The sequence below is a fragment of the Spirosoma pomorum genome, from assembly GCF_054776615.1.
In genome coordinates, this window is the sequence record NZ_BAAHBP010000041.1 from 40,120 (window position 1) to 59,156 (window position 19,037).

Annotated in this window: 18 protein-coding genes; 6 read left to right on the forward strand and 12 right to left on the reverse strand. The window is 54.7% G+C overall.

Annotated elements, in window-relative coordinates; all coding sequences use genetic code 11:
* The first annotated feature begins 65 nt into the window (after positions 1-65).
* From thiS to moeB, 6 genes are read left to right on the forward strand one after another with little or no spacing between them, the layout of a single operon-like run.
* A complete protein-coding gene (gene thiS, locus ACYVAD_RS25525) occupies positions 66-269 on the forward strand; it encodes a sulfur carrier protein ThiS (protein WP_461142388.1) in 204 nt (67 codons plus the stop codon).
* Positions 266-2,164 carry a phosphomethylpyrimidine synthase ThiC gene (gene thiC, locus ACYVAD_RS25530; RefSeq protein WP_461142389.1) on the forward strand — a complete coding sequence of 633 codons (1,899 nt, stop codon included), beginning with the start codon at positions 266-268 and terminating at the stop codon, positions 2,162-2,164. The genes thiS and thiC overlap by 4 nt, the downstream gene beginning before the upstream one ends.
* On the forward strand, positions 2,161-2,805 hold the full coding sequence (locus ACYVAD_RS25535; protein WP_461142390.1) for a thiamine phosphate synthase: 645 nt from the start codon (positions 2,161-2,163) through the stop codon (positions 2,803-2,805). The genes thiC and ACYVAD_RS25535 overlap by 4 nt, the downstream gene beginning before the upstream one ends.
* The gene (locus ACYVAD_RS25540) at positions 2,792-3,580 is read left to right on the forward strand and encodes a thiazole synthase (protein WP_461142391.1); all 789 of its coding nucleotides are present in this window, start codon (positions 2,792-2,794) and stop codon (positions 3,578-3,580) included. The genes ACYVAD_RS25535 and ACYVAD_RS25540 overlap by 14 nt, the downstream gene beginning before the upstream one ends.
* A complete protein-coding gene (thiH, locus tag ACYVAD_RS25545; RefSeq protein WP_461142392.1) occupies positions 3,577-4,713 on the forward strand; it encodes a 2-iminoacetate synthase ThiH in 1,137 nt (378 codons plus the stop codon). The genes ACYVAD_RS25540 and thiH overlap by 4 nt, the downstream gene beginning before the upstream one ends.
* The gene (moeB, locus tag ACYVAD_RS25550) at positions 4,710-5,780 is read left to right on the forward strand and encodes a molybdopterin-synthase adenylyltransferase MoeB (RefSeq protein ID WP_461142393.1); all 1,071 of its coding nucleotides are present in this window, start codon (positions 4,710-4,712) and stop codon (positions 5,778-5,780) included. The genes thiH and moeB overlap by 4 nt, the downstream gene beginning before the upstream one ends.
* On the opposite strand, the gene ACYVAD_RS25555 is transcribed toward moeB, so the two are convergent.
* The 12 genes from ACYVAD_RS25555 to ACYVAD_RS25610 form a co-directional block, all read right to left on the reverse strand.
* The gene (locus ACYVAD_RS25555) at positions 5,766-6,383 is read right to left on the reverse strand and encodes a thiamine phosphate synthase (RefSeq protein WP_461142394.1); all 618 of its coding nucleotides are present in this window, start codon (positions 6,381-6,383) and stop codon (positions 5,766-5,768) included. The two genes, moeB and ACYVAD_RS25555, sit on opposite strands and share 15 nt — an antisense overlap.
* An 85-nt stretch (positions 6,384-6,468) precedes the next feature.
* Entirely contained in the window at positions 6,469-7,689 is a 1,221-nt protein-coding gene (locus ACYVAD_RS25560; RefSeq protein ID WP_461142395.1) for a DUF5009 domain-containing protein, read from the reverse strand.
* Between the two features lie 28 nt (positions 7,690-7,717).
* Positions 7,718-8,632, reverse strand: a complete 915-nt coding sequence (locus ACYVAD_RS25565) for an SMP-30/gluconolactonase/LRE family protein (protein ID WP_461142396.1) — start codon at positions 8,630-8,632, stop codon at positions 7,718-7,720.
* A 21-nt stretch (positions 8,633-8,653) separates the two neighbouring features.
* Complete coding sequence (locus ACYVAD_RS25570) at positions 8,654-9,760, reverse strand: bile acid:sodium symporter family protein (RefSeq protein WP_461142397.1); 1,107 nt, start codon at positions 9,758-9,760, stop codon at positions 8,654-8,656.
* 34 nt (positions 9,761-9,794) lie between these two features.
* A complete protein-coding gene (locus ACYVAD_RS25575) occupies positions 9,795-10,724 on the reverse strand; it encodes an RraA family protein (RefSeq protein WP_461142398.1) in 930 nt (309 codons plus the stop codon).
* 239 nt (positions 10,725-10,963) lie between these two features.
* Positions 10,964-12,241, reverse strand: a complete 1,278-nt coding sequence (locus tag ACYVAD_RS25580) for an amidohydrolase/deacetylase family metallohydrolase (protein WP_461142399.1) — start codon at positions 12,239-12,241, stop codon at positions 10,964-10,966.
* Between the two features lie 52 nt (positions 12,242-12,293).
* A complete protein-coding gene (locus ACYVAD_RS25585) occupies positions 12,294-13,535 on the reverse strand; it encodes an aminotransferase class V-fold PLP-dependent enzyme (RefSeq protein WP_461142400.1) in 1,242 nt (413 codons plus the stop codon).
* Positions 13,536-13,547: 12 nt separating this feature from the next.
* Entirely contained in the window at positions 13,548-14,021 is a 474-nt protein-coding gene (locus tag ACYVAD_RS25590) for a RidA family protein (protein ID WP_461142401.1), read from the reverse strand.
* Positions 14,022-14,044: 23 nt separating this feature from the next.
* On the reverse strand, positions 14,045-15,835 hold the full coding sequence (locus ACYVAD_RS25595) for a PQQ-dependent sugar dehydrogenase (RefSeq protein ID WP_461142402.1): 1,791 nt from the start codon (positions 15,833-15,835) through the stop codon (positions 14,045-14,047).
* A 23-nt stretch (positions 15,836-15,858) separates the two neighbouring features.
* Complete coding sequence (locus tag ACYVAD_RS25600; protein WP_461142403.1) at positions 15,859-17,106, reverse strand: amidohydrolase/deacetylase family metallohydrolase; 1,248 nt, start codon at positions 17,104-17,106, stop codon at positions 15,859-15,861.
* Between the two features lie 56 nt (positions 17,107-17,162).
* Positions 17,163-18,392, reverse strand: a complete 1,230-nt coding sequence (locus ACYVAD_RS25605; RefSeq protein WP_461142404.1) for an aminotransferase class V-fold PLP-dependent enzyme — start codon at positions 18,390-18,392, stop codon at positions 17,163-17,165.
* Between the two features lie 112 nt (positions 18,393-18,504).
* Positions 18,505-18,996 (reverse strand): RidA family protein, encoded by a 492-nt coding sequence (locus tag ACYVAD_RS25610; protein WP_461142405.1) that lies wholly within the window; start codon positions 18,994-18,996, stop codon positions 18,505-18,507.
* Positions 18,997-19,037 lie beyond the last annotated feature (41 nt).

A 19,037-nucleotide genomic window follows, 5' to 3' on the forward strand; every position in this document is an offset into this window, starting at 1 on the left:
TTCTCCCAATTTATTCTGCTGCGGTCTCTCCTATCGGCGCTGCGTTTAGCCCTTAACGCACGATTATGACCGTATCCGTCAACAACCAACTCGTTGAGACGTTGCCCTCGGCCTCGCTGGGGAGCCTGCTGACCCAACTCGCCTTGTCCCAGAAAAAGGGAATCGCGGTTGCTGTCAACAACGTTATTGTTCCCCGCGCTACCTGGGAGCAGTTTTCTTTATCCGGCAACGAAAAAATCACGGTTTTACAAGCAACTCAGGGAGGATGAGCACAACCCCAAACACCCAGTCGCTGCCGACGCAGCAATCGATCACGCGCCAGCCACTGACCGGTTCGCGCAAAATTTACGTGTCCGGCCAGCTGCACGACATTCGCGTTGCCATGCGCGAAATCAACCTATCCGACACGGTATCGCACGTAGGGTTGGACAAAGCCCGCCAGCCGAACGCACCCGTAACGGTTTACGACACCAGCGGACCCTACACGGACCCGGACGTAGCCATCGATCTGGAACAGGGTCTGCCCCGCCTGCGCGAATCGTGGATCACGGGCCGGGGCGACGTCGAGCAGCTACCGGCTTTTTCGTCGGACTACTGCAACCAGCGCCTGGCCGACCAGAGCCTGGATGCCCTGCGGTTTGCGCACATCCGTCATCCCTACCGGGCCCGCGCCGGACAAAACGTAACGCAGCTGCACTACGCCCGGCAAGGGATCATTACGCCCGAAATGGAGTACATCGCCATCCGGGAAAATCAGCGCATCGACTCTCTGAATGAGCAACTACCCCGTTCGCAGTCGGCACTGTTGCACCAGCATCCGGGTAATAGTTTTGGGGCTAACACCCCTAAAGGGCACATCACACCCGAATTTGTACGACAGGAATTAGCTGCCGGGCGAGCCATTATTCCGGCCAACATCAATCATCCCGAAGCTGAACCCATGATCATCGGCCGCAATTTTCTGGTCAAGATCAATACCAATATCGGTAACTCGGTGGTGTCGTCGAGCATCGAGGAAGAAGTAGAGAAAGCCGTCTGGAGCTGCCGCTGGGGTGGCGATACGCTGATGGATCTGTCGACGGGTAAGAATATTCACGAAACCCGGGAATGGATCATTCGCAACTGTCCGGTTCCCGTTGGTACGGTCCCCATCTACCAGGCGCTGGAGAAGGTGAACGGCAAAGCCGAAGCGCTGACCTGGGAACTGTTCCGCGATACGCTGATCGAACAGGCCGAACAAGGCGTCGACTACTTTACTATCCATGCGGGCGTGCTGCTGCGCTACATTCCGCTGACGGCCCGGCGCGTCACGGGTATCGTCTCGCGGGGGGGCAGCATCATGGCGAAATGGTGCCTGGCTCACCACAAAGAAAACTTCCTGTACACGCATTTCGAAGACATCTGCGCGATCATGAAAGCCTACGACGTATCGTTCTCGCTGGGTGACGGACTTCGACCTGGCTCCATTGCCGACGCCAACGATGCTGCTCAGTTCGCGGAACTAGAAACGCTGGGTGAGCTAACCAAAATTGCCTGGAAACACGACGTACAGGTGATGATCGAAGGGCCGGGTCACGTACCCATGCACCTCATTAAAGAGAACATGGACAAGCAGTTGCGCGAGTGTGACGAAGCCCCGTTCTACACGCTCGGCCCACTGACGACGGATATTGCTCCCGGATACGACCACATTACGTCGGGTATTGGCGCGGCCATGATTGGCTGGTTCGGAACGGCCATGCTCTGTTACGTTACGCCCAAGGAACACCTGGGGTTACCCAACAAGAAAGACGTAAAGGACGGGGTGATTACCTACAAGATTGCGGCCCACGCGGCCGACCTCGCCAAAGGCCATCCGGGGGCGCAGTACCGTGACAACGCTTTGAGCAAAGCCCGCTTCGAGTTTCGGTGGGAAGACCAGTTTAACCTCTCGCTCGATCCCGACACAGCCCGGGAATTCCACGACGAAACCTTACCCGCCGAGGGAGCCAAAACGGCACATTTCTGCTCAATGTGCGGTCCGAATTTCTGTTCGATGAAGATTACGCAGGATGTACGCGACTACGCCGAACAGCACGGGCTGGCGGGTGAAGACGTCCTCGATCAGGCAATGCAGACAAAAGCGAAAGAATTTGCCGAGCAAGGTAACCAACTGTATTTATGACAATTAGTCCCTTACACTACCTCGTCACCCGACCCGAGCAGGCAGCAGTAGCCTGCCGGGCGGGCGTCGACTGGATTCAGCTCCGGGTCAAGAACCGACCCTACGCCGACTGGAAGAACTTGGCGCAGGACACGCTGGCCGTCTGCCAGACCTACAATGCCCGGCTTATCATCAATGACAACCCCCAACTGGCGGCTGAGATCGGTGCCGACGGGGTTCACCTGGGCCAGGACGACACGCCCGTTCCGGAAGCCCGGCTGCTACTAGGCAACGATTTCATCATTGGCGGTACCGCCAACACGCTGGACGACATGCGCCGACACCAGCAGAACGGCGCGGATTACGTCGGTCTGGGGCCATTTCGGTTCACGAGTACAAAAGAAAAACTAAGCCCGATTCTGGGCCTGGTCGGCTACCAGTCTATCCTGTCGGCGTTACGTTCTGAAAGTTTCCGTCTGCCCATCATCGCTATTGGCGGCATTACGCTGGCCGACATCCCGGCATTGCTTCAAACGGGTTTGCACGGCATAGCGGTTTCCTCCGCCATCAGCAACGCGGCTACCCCTGTCGAGGAAGCCCGGCTATTTTACCAGTATTTCATGCTAAAACGCACTAGAACAACAGCCAATGAACAGCCCTGACACCCAGCCTCTCGTTATTGCGGGGCATTCATTTTCGTCCCGCCTGTTTACCGGAACGGGTAAGTTTGGTTCGGCGCAGCAGATGGAAGACGCCCTGCTGGCGTCGGGTACGGAGCTGGTTACCGTCGCGCTGAAACGTATTGATGCGCACGACCAACAGGACGACCTGCTGGCTCGTCTCGCTCACCCTCAGTTTAAGCTGCTACCCAATACGTCCGGCGTCCGGACCGCGCGCGAGGCCATCTTTGCGGCTCAGATGGCCCGCGAAGCGCTGGAAACAAACTGGCTGAAACTCGAAATTCACCCCGACCCGAAATATCTTCTTCCTGATCCCGTCGAGACATTGAAAGCCGCCGAAGAGCTTGTCAAACTGGGATTTGTGGTCCTGCCCTACATTCACGCCGACCCGGTTTTATGTAAGCGACTGGAAGAAGTAGGCGTAGCATCCGTTATGCCCCTCGGCGCGCCCATTGGTACCAGCAAAGGATTACGCACGCTGGATTTCCTGGAAATCATCATCGAACAGAGCCGGGTTCCCGTTGTAGTCGACGCTGGCCTGGGGGCTCCTTCCCACGCGGCTGCCGCTATGGAATTGGGTGCCGACGCCGTACTGGTCAACACCGCACTGGCCGTCGCCGATGACCCCATCCGAATGGCAACGGCTTTCCGGCTGGCCGTTGATGCCGGTCGGCTGGCTTATGAAGCTCGACTGGCCCGCCCGGTCGCCCACGCTCAGGCCAGCAGTCCGTTAACCGCTTTTCTGGACGATCTATGAACAATCCGACCTGGTTTGACCACCACGACTGGGATGCCGTACTACGTGATATTTACGCCACTACGCCCCGGCAGGTGGAGCAGGCGCTGGCCCGTTCCCAGCGCACGCTGGACGATTTCAAAGCGCTGATCTCCCCGGCGGCTCAGGCGTACCTGGAGCCAATGGCCCAGCTCAGTCACCAGCTAACTCAACAGCGCTTTGGGCGCACCATTCAGTTGTACGCGCCCCTGTACCTCTCGAACGAATGCCAGAATATCTGCACCTACTGCGCCTTTAGTCTGGACAACAAAATCCGCCGACGGACGCTAACGGACGACGAGATTCTGCGCGAAGCCGATGCCATCCGCCAGATGGGCTACGAGCACGTGTTGCTGGTAACGGGCGAAGCGAATCAGACGGTGGGAGTACCATACCTGAAAAATGCCATCCGGCTGCTGCAGTCCCTTTTTGCCCATGTCTCGATGGAGGTTCAGCCGCTGGATCAGCCGGAGTATGAAGAACTTATCACCGAAGGGTTGACTACCGTATTGGTCTACCAGGAGACATATCACCAGGCCACGTACCGCAACCATCACCCCAAAGGCAAAAAATCAAACTTTGCCTACCGGCTCGACACCCCGGATCGGCTGGGCCGGGCGGGCATTCACAAAATTGGACTGGGTGCACTACTAGGGCTGGAAGACTGGCGCACCGACAGCTTTTTCACGGCGGCCCACCTGCACTACCTCGAACGAACGTACTGGCAGACGCGCTACAGCATCTCATTCCCCCGACTACGACCCATCGACCTGCTTCAGAACGACACGATCACGGCCAAATCGTTCGAACGGTGCATGAGCGACCGCGATCTGGTGCAACTCATTTGTGCCTACCGGCTATTCAATGAAGAGGTAGAACTTTCTCTCTCGACCCGCGAAACGCCCCGTTTCCGCGATCATGTCCTGAAACTGGGTATTACCAGCCTGAGTGCGGGCTCCAAAACCAATCCCGGCGGTTACGTCGTGGAGCCGCAATCGCTCGAACAGTTCGCCATCTCGGACGAACGCAGCCCGGCTGAAATGGCAGATATTATCCGGCGGCAGGGTTACGAACCCGTCTGGAAAGACTGGGATAAAACATTTTTACGCGCATGACGGAACAGGAATTGAACCGCTACAGTCGGCACATCCGGTTGCCAGAGGTTGGACTGGCGGGGCAACAACGACTGAAACAGGCCCGTGTTCTACTAGTGGGAGCCGGTGGACTGGGCTGCCCGGTAGCGCAGTATCTGACAGCGGCTGGCGTTGGTATACTGGGTATTATCGACGGCGATGTAGTGGAGGAAAGCAACCTGCATCGGCAGATTCTTTTCTCACCAGAGCACGTTGGTCAGCACAAAGCTGAGGTAGCCGCCCGGCTACTGTCCCGGCAAAACCCGCATATCCAAGTCATAGCGCATCCCCTTTTTCTTGATCGGATGAACGCGTTGTCAATCATGCAAGCGTATGATCTGGTCGTCGACGGGTCAGATAATTTCGCAACCCGCTACCTGGTCAACGACGCCTGCGTACTGCTGGGTAAGCCACTGGTGTTCGGGTCGATCTACAAATTCGACGGACAGGTTAGCGTGTTCAATTATCAGGATGGGCCTACCTACCGATGCCTGTATCCCGAACCCAGCGATCTGGACACCTGTGGCGAAGTGGGCGTATTGGGCGTTCTGCCGGGTATTACGGGTTGTCTGATGGCCAATGAGGTAATCAAGCTGATTACAGGTATCGGTGAGTTACTGAGTGGGACCCTCCTAGTTTTCAACGCGCTTACGTTTTCGTTCAATACGTTTGTGTTCACCGCCGACCCAACGAACAAAGCGATTCAATCACTACCCGAACCGGATCGCTTTTGCTCTACAGCGCCCGACGTAACTGAACTGGACGCGGCCCTGCTGACAGACTGGCTCGCCCGGCCGGACGCTCCATTACTGATCGACGTTCGGGAGCCCGACGAATACGAGCGGGATAATCTGGGCGGCACGTTGATTCCACTGGCTACGCTGTTACATAATCCAGCACTAATTCCAACCGATAGACAGGTCGTTGTGCATTGTCAGTCGGGGGGACGTAGCCAGCAGGCGGTCGACTTTCTGCACCAGTGCGGTTACAGGCAGGTGATAAACTTGCGGGGAGGGCTGAACGCCGTGCGTCGCTTAAAGGTAGATTGATTCCCTTATCTTCTGGAGGGCAGCTACCGGATCAGGCGTTTGCCATAGAGCGCCCATCAAGGCTGCGCCGTCGAACCCAGCCTGCCGAACCTGGGAGACGGTATCGGCCGTAATTCCCCCCAACCCGATCAGCAAAGGCAGGGCTGTGTATTGCTGCCGCATCGCGCCGACCTGTCGGGCAATCGTATCCAGGCTAACGGTAGGGCCATAGCCAGGTTTGCTGATGCTGGAAAATAACGGGCTGTAAAAGACCACTTTGACCCGCCCGGCCAGTTCCGGCCACTCACCAAGCTGATGAATGCTGGTCGAGAATGTTTTCTGGCTGGGTTGATCGTCAACCGCGGCCAGTAGCTGACGATCCATTTCTTTGAGATGCCATCGGAACGGTGCCTCTACTAATCCCGGCGAGGGTGCAGCAATCAGACACTGACTTCGATACGTCGAGGCTACCGGCGGCAAAGGTGCTTCGGCGTGGGGATTACGCCAGTAGAGATAATCCAGCCCATTCGCCAGTAAGGAATCAAGTAAGCCTCCATCCTGACTCGTCGGACTATCGTTCGTTATCCCAATAAGCCGGAACGATTGATCGGATATCCGAGACATGGCTAATGAAGGAAAGTTGCAGATTAATGTCTTGACCGTTGCGCGTGGTTATCCTTTCAATAAATAACGTTGCTGAAGGCAACCGTTATAATTTCAATCGAACGCCCAGTTTGCTCAGGCGCCCGGCCACCCAGACGCAGAGTAAGGCAAACAGAAACGACTGGAGCAACCCGATTCCACCCGTCAACAGCATAGCGGGCAAGTGAAAAGCTAATGCCGTCGTCAGTGCGTAGGCGAAGTAGGGCATCAGGTAGCAGAGCAACGTGTCGGTTCCGGCGGGTTTGATTAGGGTAAACCAGTCTTTTTTGCCGTACACGTCCACCAGCCAGTAGACAATCAGAAATGCCAGAATAGTAAAGGCGCTGCACAAGAACAGCCAAGCCGGTGTGGCACCTAATTTAGACAAGCCCCCATACGGCCGGGTCAGGATAGAGAGGCCGATCAAGCCTGCTGAGATCGCAACGAAAACCAGTGTCATTTTTCGGTTGTCGCCCAGACGGCGGTAGTACAGAAAGAGCGTTCCGATAACAACTCCCCCCATACTCAGTCCTGCCAGTGTTCCCCCACGGATGGCGCTGGGAATAAACGAAATCGCGTCAGGCAGCAGGTGCGCCTGATCGGCCATGCTAAGCAGCGCAAAAGCTACCCAGGCAACGATCAGTATGCCAAGCCGGTCATGCGCAAAGACTGTAACCAAGGCTGCCGCCAAGTACGACCAGCCAATGAGCCCCAGAATACCCCACCAGTGCGTTGCGAAGCGGGAAACTGGTTCGCCTTCGCCCCGGTACACCAATGCCATCGCTACCAGGATACTAATACCCAGTCCTTTCAACGTATTGATCAGCCAGGAGGGCATCGTTTTGGGATAAATATTCCAGATCAGGATGAAGCAGATACAGGCCAGTACATTCCAGGCGTGACGCGGCATACCCGTGGCTACTTCGTTGATGGACTCGCCATTTACCAGAAACACTCCCATCGTCAGCAAGCCCATTGTTCGGCAAAGGACATGCTTCACCAGTTGACCATTGCTGTCGCCCTTCGCCCGTCGCGCCTGCATTGCAAAGGGCAGTGACAGACCAACGATAAACAGAAAAGCCGGAAAGACGATATCGGCTAATCCTATACCATCTACCCCCCGTCCTACGTGCTCCAGCCAGGCTGGAATATCCGTCAGCGACCACAGATCGTTGACGAAGATCATCAGCACCATCGTCAGCCCGCGAAGGACATCGATGGCCCCAACCCGCATGGTGAACGAAGCTGGTTTGGTTAGCGGATCGGCAGGAGTTGGAACGGTCTGCATGGTGGTTCGATGAGTTTATACCGAATACTTATTGACGACCGGGCGTATCGGTGCGGAAGCTTTCCAGATTGCCCTGGTCCTGTAGCGTTACGTACACTGTCCGGTTGTCTTTGCCGCCAAACGTTACGTTGGATGGTAACTTCCCGGTCAGTGCAACCTCGCGGAGTACCTTACCATCTGGCGAAACAATGGCAACGACGCCCTTGCCGTGTCGGGCAATGTAGAGATTCCCCTTCTTATCACAACGCATGCCGTCCATACCGAAATCAGGGAATTCGAGCAGGATGCGCTTGTTGCTGAGCTGGCCATTTTTCAGATCGTAGACCCAGACCTTCCGCTGAACAGATTCATTCACGTATAGGTGCTTGTTGTCGGGGCTTACCTCCACGCCGTTCGTCGTACCCATGTTGGCTTCCAGCAGGGTTACTTTTCCGTCCGGGTCGATACGCCAGAGGTTACCTGTGTTTTCTTTCCAGTTCGGATCGCTGGCATAGAGCCGGTCACTATCATCGATCGCTATGTCGTTAGGCTGGTTCATGCGCGACTCGTGGGCAAACACACTCACCGCTTTGGTAGTCATATCTACTTTCAGGATGTTGTGCTTCGGATAATCCGCGATGAACATCTCCCCTTTCCTGTTGAAGCGAATGCCATTGCCAACGCTGCCTTCGGGCAGTTCGACAAAAAGGCTGCTCTGTCCCGCTGGGGTTATCTGTCCGATCGTACCTTCTTTGGCAAAATTAACGGCGTAGATCGTACCTTTTTTATCAACGGCGGGACCCTCAACGCCTTTGGTAAAACTGTTGACCGGCGTAAACACGCTGGCCTTAAATAAGTCGTCAGCCTGAGGACCGACGGCAGCTGTGAGCCCCAAACTACCAGAAAGCAAGGAGGCTGTCACCATGACGGACAGCCCCTTACCGATGAACTCGTTACGTTTCATACGCTTGTTTTAATTCCTATTTTACACCCGCTCAACCACTGACGGTTGCGTTTCCGGGTTTTCTTCCTTCGGCACTCGACGGTGCCACCAGGACGCTAAGATAGAACCGGTAATGTTCATAAGTGGCCCAAAAACGGCCGGAGCTAAGCCAACCGTCGCAATTTTCCCCATTTCTTTGGCTAGACCCGACGCCAGACCACCGTTCTGCATGCCGACCTCGATAGCCATAGTTCGACAATCGCGCTCGCTCATTTTGAACAGACGGCCCGACCAATAGCCCAAGAAGTAGCCGGTCAGGTTGTGCAGCAATACCAGTAGAATCAGCGCAGGGCCGATGTTCAACAGGCTTTCTCGACCGGCAGCGGTGATGATAACGATGATAAAACCAATACCGAACATCGATACCAGTGGCATGGCATCGTCCAGCCATTTGGCCTTGCCGCTCAGGAACCTGTTGAACAGCAAACCCGCTCCAATGGGAATGATGACCATTTTGGTGATGTCCCACATCATGTCCAGCACCTCAATATCGACCAGCGCCCCGGCGTAGAACTTCATCAACAGGGGGGTTACGAACGGTGCCAGCATGGTCGAGAACGCGGTGATCGTAATGGACAGCGCCAGGTTAGCTTTTGCCAGGTACGAAATCACGTTCGAGGCCATCCCGTTCGGTGAGCAGCCGATCAGGATAATTCCAGCCGCGATTTCGGGCTCGAACCCACTCATGTTCGCAATAGCAAAACCCACAGCGGGCATGATCAGAAAGTGACTGACTACGCCAATCACGACGCCCTTCGGCATCTTGACGACCCCCACGAAATCCTCGACACCCATCGACGTACCCATGCCGAACATGATCAACTGAATCAGCGGAGTAATCAACGTACTGAATTTAAACGAACCAGCCGACACGAAGTACTGCGGGTAATACAGCGCCGTCGTCACGGCCGCGAAGATCATGATGGTGTAGGCAAACCCTTTCAGGCTGTCGAAGCCGCGGAAACCGACCGCCAGGGCCAGGAAGGCACCGATGAAAGCCGGGCCAGCCAGGGCGATCTGCCCCATCAATGCCATGCCGAGCGCCACCAGAAAACCGGCAGCGGCAACGCCCAATGCTACTTTGTACATTATTACGTTTCAGGGTTTAGGAAGTAGGGCCTGTTTACCAGGTCCGGTTTTTCATGTAAGCATCCAGTTGATCCCGTGTCATGGGGATTTCGCCCGGATTGTTTTTTAACCAAGCCAGAAAATCGTTGCGAATCGGTTCGGTCCATTGATTGTCAATCTGCCCCGTGGTGTATTTTCCCGACTTCAGCATAGCATGGCCAAACTTGTCCCGCAGCGCAATAAACTCGGCGGTCACGATCACTTTTTCGGCCAGGTGCGCCGGGATGAAAATTACCCCCTGACTCCGAGCCAGCACCAGATCACCGGGCATAACGATAGCCTGCCCGATGCGGATGGGCGTATTGAGGCCCATCAGAACCACGTCTTTCAGATACGACGGGTCCCAGTCGCGTACATAGGCGTTGAAGCCATTAATTTGCTTCAAACCTTCCAGATCCCGGGCCGCTGCGTCGAACACAACGCCGTTGCCCGATTTGGCATAGATTGAATTTCCCAGGTTGTCACCAATCAGTGTACCGTCGGTCAGTTTACCGAAGCAATCCGCCACGTATACATCCCCTTTGGTCAGCTGGTCAATTGGCCAGGCGTTGGTGTTACCAGTACGGCCCTGCTTCACACCCCGCTCCTTGATGGCTTTCTCCACGTCAGGACGGCTAGGCATGAACATGGCTGTAACTGCCCGACCGGCAATGGGCTGATCGTCATGAATGATTTTCCAACCCCGTTCAAACTGACAAGTGTATCCCTCGTTCCGGAGCACGGTCCAGGCTTCTTCGATGCCGATCTTTTTGGACCGCTGAATCAGGTCGTCCGAGACCTTGGGGCGCCCATCCGGAAACCGCTCCCCTTTCCATTCGGCCGTCAGATACGTCAGTTCGTCCTTGGCCATGGTTTGCCCCTGCGCCGACCATCCGCCAAGAATACTTACTACAAAGAGTGGTACTGCTAAAAAACTAACGCGCATTCGTCAAAAAATTTAATGATTTGTACTAAGGCAATGTCATTTACAGGTATGAGCATTTCATTCAACTCTTGTTTTGCCCAGTCCTCTCCTAGATAGTAATCTTGTTATGGTTTCGCTCTGACCACCCCCTGCCCCCTCCTAAAAAATAGGAAGGGGTTATTGAACGGGTTCCTTCTGACTCTTCCCCTCCTGTTTTAGGAGGGGGCAGAGGTGGTAGCTATGAGAACATTTACCCCGTACTAGGGTCCCTGGGTTACGTACACTGGATTGGCAATGCCATTCAAGTCGTAGACAATTTTGCCTTTCCGGATCGTCATTTCACACTCCAGTTTTTCCTTACCCGTAATCTTGTAGCCGGTATAATCGAAAAAGCCGAACGTACCCGCATCACGCACCTCAAACTTGCCTTCGTGCAGCTTCAGAACCGCCACGTCGGCTTCCGAACCAACCGACAAACTACCCAGTTCAGGGCGTTTGATGGCCTGTGCGGGTGCCCAGGTGCTGGCTTTGATTACGTCGGGAAGCTTCATGCCCATCGCCAGAAATTTCGACATGACGTTGAGCATATCTTTCATGGCGTTGTTCATGCTGCCCGTGTGAATATCGGTGCTGATCGTATTGGGATAGAATCCTTCCTTGATGGCCGGGATGGCCTGCGAGAACGCGAAGCTGATGCCGCCGTAGCCCACGTCGAAAACAAGTCCTTTCTTCTGCGCTTCCCAAACGAAGGGCTTTACGTTGTTACTGGTAACATCCACGATAGCTTCGCGGGTTTTCAACTGACCAAAACAGTGCGTAAAAACGTCGCCCGGCCGTAGTTTGTTCAGAAACAATTCCTGAAGAGACAAGGTTGGCGTACTACCGCCGAAGTCGATCATCACCGGAACATTAGCCAGTTTTCCGGCTTCCACGGCCCGGTCGGTTGGCGTCCAGTCGTGGCCGTTGAAGTGAGCCAGTTTAACACCGACAATCTGATCGGGGTATTTTTTGGCCATATCCGCCGTTTGCTGCGCGTCCATGTCGTCGACCTGCTGTTCGAATTTCCCACCCCGCATACCACTGCCCACGATGTTTAGCAGGGTCAGCACGCGGGTTTTCGACAGATCGATGGTTTGTTTCTTGAATGTTTCGAAATCGCGCCAGCCCGTACAGCCCGCATCCACAATGGTCGTTACGCCGTTTCGGAACGTAAACCCGTCGGGCGGCAGGGCGTTTGGCCCGTTGCTGTATGTCTGATCGAGATTCGTACCAAAGAAGACGTGCGTGTGCATATCAATCAGGCCGGGCGTGACATATAGGCCCTTGGCATCGACCACCTGCCTGGCTCCTTTCGAGTCAATGCTTTTGGCTACCTGAACAACCTTGCCATCGCTGATGGCGACGTCCATGATGCCGTCGATGTTATTCTTAGGATCAATAACATGCCCGCCTTTAATGACAATACTGTACGACTGCGCGAACGAAAAGTAGCCCGCCAAGCAGCAGAGGATGAACAGCGTAAGGGTGCGTTTTTTCATCGGTTTGATTGAGAAGAGGTTCGTTCAAGGCCACAGGCGCCGGCGGGTGCAGTTATACGGTCGCTTTCGACAGCTCTTCTTTTAGTCGTTTCGCCACGATCTTTTCCTGACCGGGTTTCATCATCCAGACTGTTACGTTGATATTGTTCGGGCCACCGCCCCCCACTTCAATCGACGGATCACCTTTGCGAAGGGCTTCCTGCAGGTCTTTGCTGGCAATTTTTAGTTTCGCCGGGTCCCAGGAGATTTTCAGCGTGGGCGTATGATTACCCAGCGGTGGCACGTGTACTTCGGTCTGAACGCCACTCACCGTTTTGACGCTGTTGTCGATGTGTGCTACGCCATCTTCCCAGGTTTTCCAGAGCTTGTCGTGGTCCTCGTTGATGAACTTCTCCAGCGCCACGTACATCCCCAAAATCTCTTCCTTGTTCACCTTCATGCCCCGGCCGATGTTGAAGCCACGAGGGGGCATGTGCAGCCGGGCCGCCGAAACGATATCTTTCTTTCCCATCAGCAAACCCGCACTCTGCGGACCACGCATGGCTTTGCCACCCGAGATCACGACGAAGCTGAAGCCCATGTCGTTGAAGCGCCACAGGTTCTGAACCGGTGGTACGTCGGCGGCAATGTCGATGGAGGTTGGTATGTTGTGTTTCTTGCCCAGCGCCACCCATTCTTCGTGCATGATCTTGCCTTTGTCGGCTTCGATGTGCAGGAAGTGCATCAGCGCGGTACGTTCATTAATGGCTTTCGCTACGTCCTCCGCTGTTTCGACCTGGATAATTTTACAGCCGGTATTAGTCAGGGCGTGGTTGTAGACGATGTCGTGCGCTTTCTGGCAGATCACTTCGGTTTTCATGCCGGTCCCCGCCAGATGCGGCAGCATTTCGACCTTCTTCTGGTCCATGCCGGTTAGAATACCGGCCAGACCCAGCGTCATAGCGGAGAAGGCACCCGACGTAACGACAGCCGATTCGGCGTGGGTCATCTGCGCGATCTTCACCCCTACCTTATCCTGCAATTCGTCGAGTAGACAGAACTCCTTGGCGCCGTAGTTGATGGCGTCGAGCACTTCGTCCTGCATCAGCGAGCCCGTCATGTAGGTCAGCGTACCCGCGGCATTGATGAATGTCCGGACGCCCAGTTCCTTGAACAGGTCGCGTTTTGGTGCAGCTGCGGTTTGCAACGCATCATTATCGACTGCTGCAACGGCCAGAGGGGCACCACCGAGCAGAGCGCCCCCTACCAGGGGAGCGCTCGACAGATGCTTAATTACGTTACGTCTGCTTAGCATGGCTGGTTGGAATTAGATGTATGCAATGCAGTCCATTTCCACCAGCGAATCACCCGGAACACCACCGTAAACGGCTACCGTCGTCCGTACCGGCGGCTTGCTACCAAACCGACCTTTGTAGACCTCGTTCATGCCTTTGTAGTCGTTCAGATCGTGCAGGAATACCGACACTTTCAGGACTTTCTCCATCGACGAACCGGCTTTAATCAGTTCCTTTTCCAGCTCTTTTAGCACCTCTTCGGTGTGTACCTTGATATCGCCTTCTTTGTGGTATCCTTTTCCGGCAACGAACACCAGGTTACCAAACTTAGTCGATCCCGAAAATAGCGGCACATCATCAACCGTCTGTACGTTAAATACTTCTTTCTGTGGCATTGCCGCCGATTCAGTGGGTGCAGCAATCGCGTTGGATGCGGTACCTAAACCAATGGCACCGGCAGCCGATGCAAAAAGACGTTTGAGGATGGAACGACGTTCAGTTTTCATAGAATTAATGGAACAGTTAATGATTACTTTTTACGTTTTATTGGGGCTTTCTTCATGGATGCTTTAGGGAACAGCGCCAGCCGCACCTCGTTGACTTCGGCGGCCGAAACGGCATCGGCCGTATTCCCAAAGTTTGTCCGAATATGGGTTAGCACTTCAGCAAGTTCCTCGTTTTCAAGGAAACTGTGCTGCGGCATGACATTATTGTAGGATTGTCCTTTTACCTCAATGGGGCCTTCCAGCCCTTTCATCAGAACGGTAATGAGCTTCTTCTTGTCGCCGGTTACCCATTCCGAGCCAGACAAAGGCGGGAAACGCTGCGAGTCGCCCATACCATTACGTTGGTGGCAGGCGGCACAGTAAATACCGTACACCTTCCCCCCCGCCACGGGCTTGCCCCGATCCAGATTGTCTTTGATTTCGTCCGGGTTGCGGATGTTCGACATCATTTTTCGCTTCTCCATCTGCGCCAGTTGAGCCGAGCCGAAGTTTTTCTTGTCGCCCTTGTACGTTACGCGCCAGATTTTACCCTTTTCAGTTTCGGCGATATACAGCGATCCATCGGGTCCCATGGCAATGCCCATCGGCCGATAGACGGCATCATTTACGTTGACGATGGGATCGATACCCGCAAAGCCATCAGCAAATACTTCCCAGTCCGAAGCGATCGCGCCATTTTTAGCGGGCAGAAAGGAGATAAAATAACCCGCCTGCGGATACGGTGCCCGATTGGTGGAGCCGTGAAAAGCCACGAACGCGCCGTCTTTGTACCGATCCGGATAACCGTTCTGGGCGCCGTTTCCCCGGTAGAACAGAATATCGTTTGGCGCCCAATGGGCGGGAAAGCCGATCAGTGGTTTTTCGCATTTGTCGCAGCGGCCTACTGTTTTTCCGTCACCCCCGTATTCGGGGTTGAGCAGTTTCTTGCCCTGCACCTGATCGTAGTAGCAGTAAGGCCAGCCGCCATCCATGCCTTCTTTCACCTGGAACAATTCTTCCGCGGGGAGTACGGCGCTCTGCCAGGGTGAATATTTCTCGGCCCACAGCATCAGGAAATCGTCGCGCCCGTGCTGCAGCGTATACAGGCTGTTGTTAGCAAAGTTCCAGTCCATGGCCACTACGCTACGCAGACCGGTGGCATACCGCTTTCCATCTTTCTGGGTTTGGTTGGTTTTGTTAGCGTCGAACTGCCAGATACCGCCGTGGTCCTCCAGCATCGGGCAGGGATCAATACCCGGCGAACCAGGCAACCGATTTTTCTGCTGGCAGTCGTTAGAAGCCGCCCCGAACGCCACGTACATATGCCCGTCGTTGTCGAACGTAACGGGTTTGGCAATATGCTCGTGCATGCCGTGCTCGTGGTCGTCGGTCAGCACCACTTCCATCGGGCTGTCGGGAATCAACTGTCCGGGTTTTAGTTTGTAACGATAGACGTACAGCTCGGAGCTGAAATACAGATAGCCGTTGTAGATGCGCATGGCCGTTCCGTACGCCCGTTCGCGGGCCAGGCCACCAAACTGTTTGATAATGTCGGCCCGACCGTCGCCGTTCGTATCCCGTAGGGCAATAACCGATTCGTCTTTATCGCGGGCGAAGCGGGCTTTTACGTAGATGTCGCCGTTGTCGTTGACGGCTAGATGTCGGGCGCGACCGGGCAGACTGTCCACAACGACCGTGGCTTCAAAACCTTCGGGCAGAAATAATCCCCCGTTTTCGTCCGTCTGCACGGGCAACCCGTGCGACGACTGCCGCTGGGTGAATCCGGCCAGGATCAGCAATCCGAACGCCAGTCCTTTCAGATAATTCGTTGACATAATTGGCTTCCGTTTCGATCAGTTTAATTCATGCCCAGCGGACTGACAATTCCGTTCAGGTCGTAGACGATCTTACCCCCTTTAATGGTCATTTCGCACTCGAACTTCTGCTTACCGGTCATTTTGTAACCAGTCTTGTCGTAAAAGCCAAAGTTGCCCTGACGCATACTTAAAATGGCGACATCGGCGATAGCGCCAACGGTCAGGTGACCCAGATTTTCACGCTTGATAACCTGCGCCGGGCTCCACGTAACGGCTTTGATGACACTGGGCACGTCCTCGCCCATGACGACGAATTTGGACATGATACTTAGGATATCTTTCATGGAACCGTTCATGCTGCCCGTGTGCAGGTCGGTACTGATTGTCGTTGGATAAAACTTGGCGTTGACGGCCGGAATAGCCTGCGAATAATTGAAGCTGGCCCCACCGTAGCCCACGTCGAACACGATCCCTTTTTTACGGGCTGCCCAGGCAAAAGGCTTGACGGTTTTGGTAGCTTCGTCCACGATGGTTTCCCGAACGTTATCGCCCAGCAGCGTATAGGCGTGGGTAAAAATATCACCCGGCCGGAGGTGCTTCATGAATAGTTCTTCCAGCGGCAAAGGCGGGGTGCTACCCCCAAAGTCGATCATAACGGGCATACCCGACAATTTGCCCGCTTCAACGGCGTGGTCGACAGGTGCCCAGCTCGGCCCGCTGAAGTGCGCGACCTTGAAACCCACTACGTCGTTCTTATTTTCCAGAGCCACTTTAGCGGCCATTTTCGGATCCATGTCGGTGGTATCCTGCTCGTAGCGGCCACCGCGCATGCCCTCGCCCACAATGTTCAAAAATGAGAGAACCCGCGTTTTGGAGTTGAAAATGATATTCTTCTTAAACGTATCAAAGGATTTCCAACCTGCTCCACCAGCATCGACGATGGTCGTTACGCCAACCCGGAACGTAAAGCCGTCGGGGGCTACGGCCACAGCGCCGTTGCTGAGATAATGGTTTGGCTCGGTGCCGTAAAAAACGTGTCCGTGGATGTCAATCAGGCCGGGCGTTACGTACATGCCTTTCGCATCGACAACCTGTTTGGCCTGCTTTGGGTCAATAGACGTAGCTACCGCGGCTACTTTGCCGTCTTTAATGGCGACGTCCATCGGGGCGTCAATGTTGTTTTTGGGGTCAATGAGCCGGCCACCTTTGATCAGCAGGGTGTATTCCTGCGCAATGGTGGGCTTAGTCATCAGGCAGAGGACGAAGAGGAAGGCAAGAATTTTTTTCATAGGTTTAGGTACGTACTGGTTCCGGCATACACCGGAACCAGTACGCTAATTTTTATTTAGACGGCCGCTTTCATCAGCTCTTCTTTGAGCCGACTGGCGACAATTTTGTCCTCGCCGGGTTTGAGCATCCAGGCGGTCATGCTGATGCCGTTTGGCTCGCCCACCACTTCGATGGATGGCGTCCCGTTACGCATTCCTTCTTGCAGCGCTTTGGGGGTAAGCTTTACCTTCGTAGCATCCCAGGTGACCCGTAGCGTGGGTGTATGATTACCCAGCGCCGGGGCAAACGAGTCAACCGTTACGCCGTTTACGCTTTTGGCCGCGTTAGCAATGGTAGCCGCGCGCTCCTCCAGCATTTTCCAGTCTTTATCCTGATCGCGGGCCACAAATCGTTCCAGCGCGACGTACATCCCCAGAATCTCTTCCTTGTTCACCTTCATGCCCCGGCCAATAGTCGCACCACGGGGTGGCATGCTGAGCCGGGCCGCTTCGATGTATTTTTTCTTACCCATCAGGATACCCGCGCTCTGCGGACCACGCATCGCCTTTCCGCCTGATACGCAGACCAGATCGAAGCCCATGTCATGGAATTTCCAGAGGTTTTCGACCGGCGGTACGTCGGCCGCAATGTCAATCATGGTGGGAATGTTGTGTTTCTTACCGAGCGCTACCCAATCCTTGTGCTGAATTTTGCCTTTGTCGGACTGGATGTTCAGAAACCACAGTAGCGCCGTTTTGTCGGTGATGGCTTTTTCGACATCCTCAATGGTTTCAACCTGAATGATTTTACAACCCGTATTCGTCAGGGCGTGCGAGTAACCAATGTCATGGGCTTTTTGCGCAATCACTTCCGATTTCATACCGGTGCCTTCCAAATGCGGCAGTTGTTCAACTTTTTTGGGGTCCATACCGGTCAGTACACCGGCCAGGCCCAGCGTCATGGCGGAGAAGCAACCCGCCGTCACCACGGCCGATTCGGCGTGGGTAATGACGGCAATTTTTTCGCCCACTTTCGTCTGCACGTCGTCCAGCATCATAAATTCTTTCGATGATGCCAGAATAGTATTTACTACGTCCTCTTCCATGAGCGAGCCCGTCATGGCGGTATACGTGCCAGCCGCATTGATAAACGTCCGGATACCCAGTTCTTTTACCAGGTTACGGGGCGCTACCGTAGGCGCTGTCGCAGCCAGTGCCGTAGTCAACGGAGCAGCTACTCCACCAAACAAACCGCCAACCATCGGCACAGCCGACAGATGTTTAATCAATGTACGTCTACTGAGCATAATCAGTTATGTATTAATGGAGTAAGAGAGCAAAGAAAAAAGGAAGGGGTGGGATGAAGCGAAAAGCCTGAGCGCTCTGAACGTCAACAGTCAGAGCGCTCAGCCAATTCATTTACAGATGGGCAATGCAGTCAATCTCGACCAATGAATTGCCGGGAACACCTCCACGAACTGACACCGTAGTACGTACCGGGGGTTTGCTCCCGAACCGGCCTTTGTAGACTTCGTTCATGGCTTTGTAATCGTTGGGATCGTGCAGAAAGACAGCTACTTTCAGCACTTTCTCCATCGACGAGCCAGCTTTGACGAGCTCTTTCTCCAGTTCGTTCAGGACGTGGTCGGTATGCGCCTTTACGTCACCTTCGAAGTGAGCACCGATGCCGAAGAGAAACAGCATGTTGCCGAGCTTTTTAACGCTGGAATACAGCGGCACATCGTCTGAAGTGACGACGCCCGTGGCTTCCGCTTCGGGTACTGATTGCACCTGTGAGTTGGCAACGGCCTCACCACCCAAACCCGGGCGCGCTAGACCGGGTCGCGCTAGACCCAGCCCGGCAAAGCCTGCTATTAGGCGCTTAAGAATCGATCGGCGTTGTGTTTCCATCGGACAATACGTAGCCCGTTGACGAGCTAGTTACTGTGGTT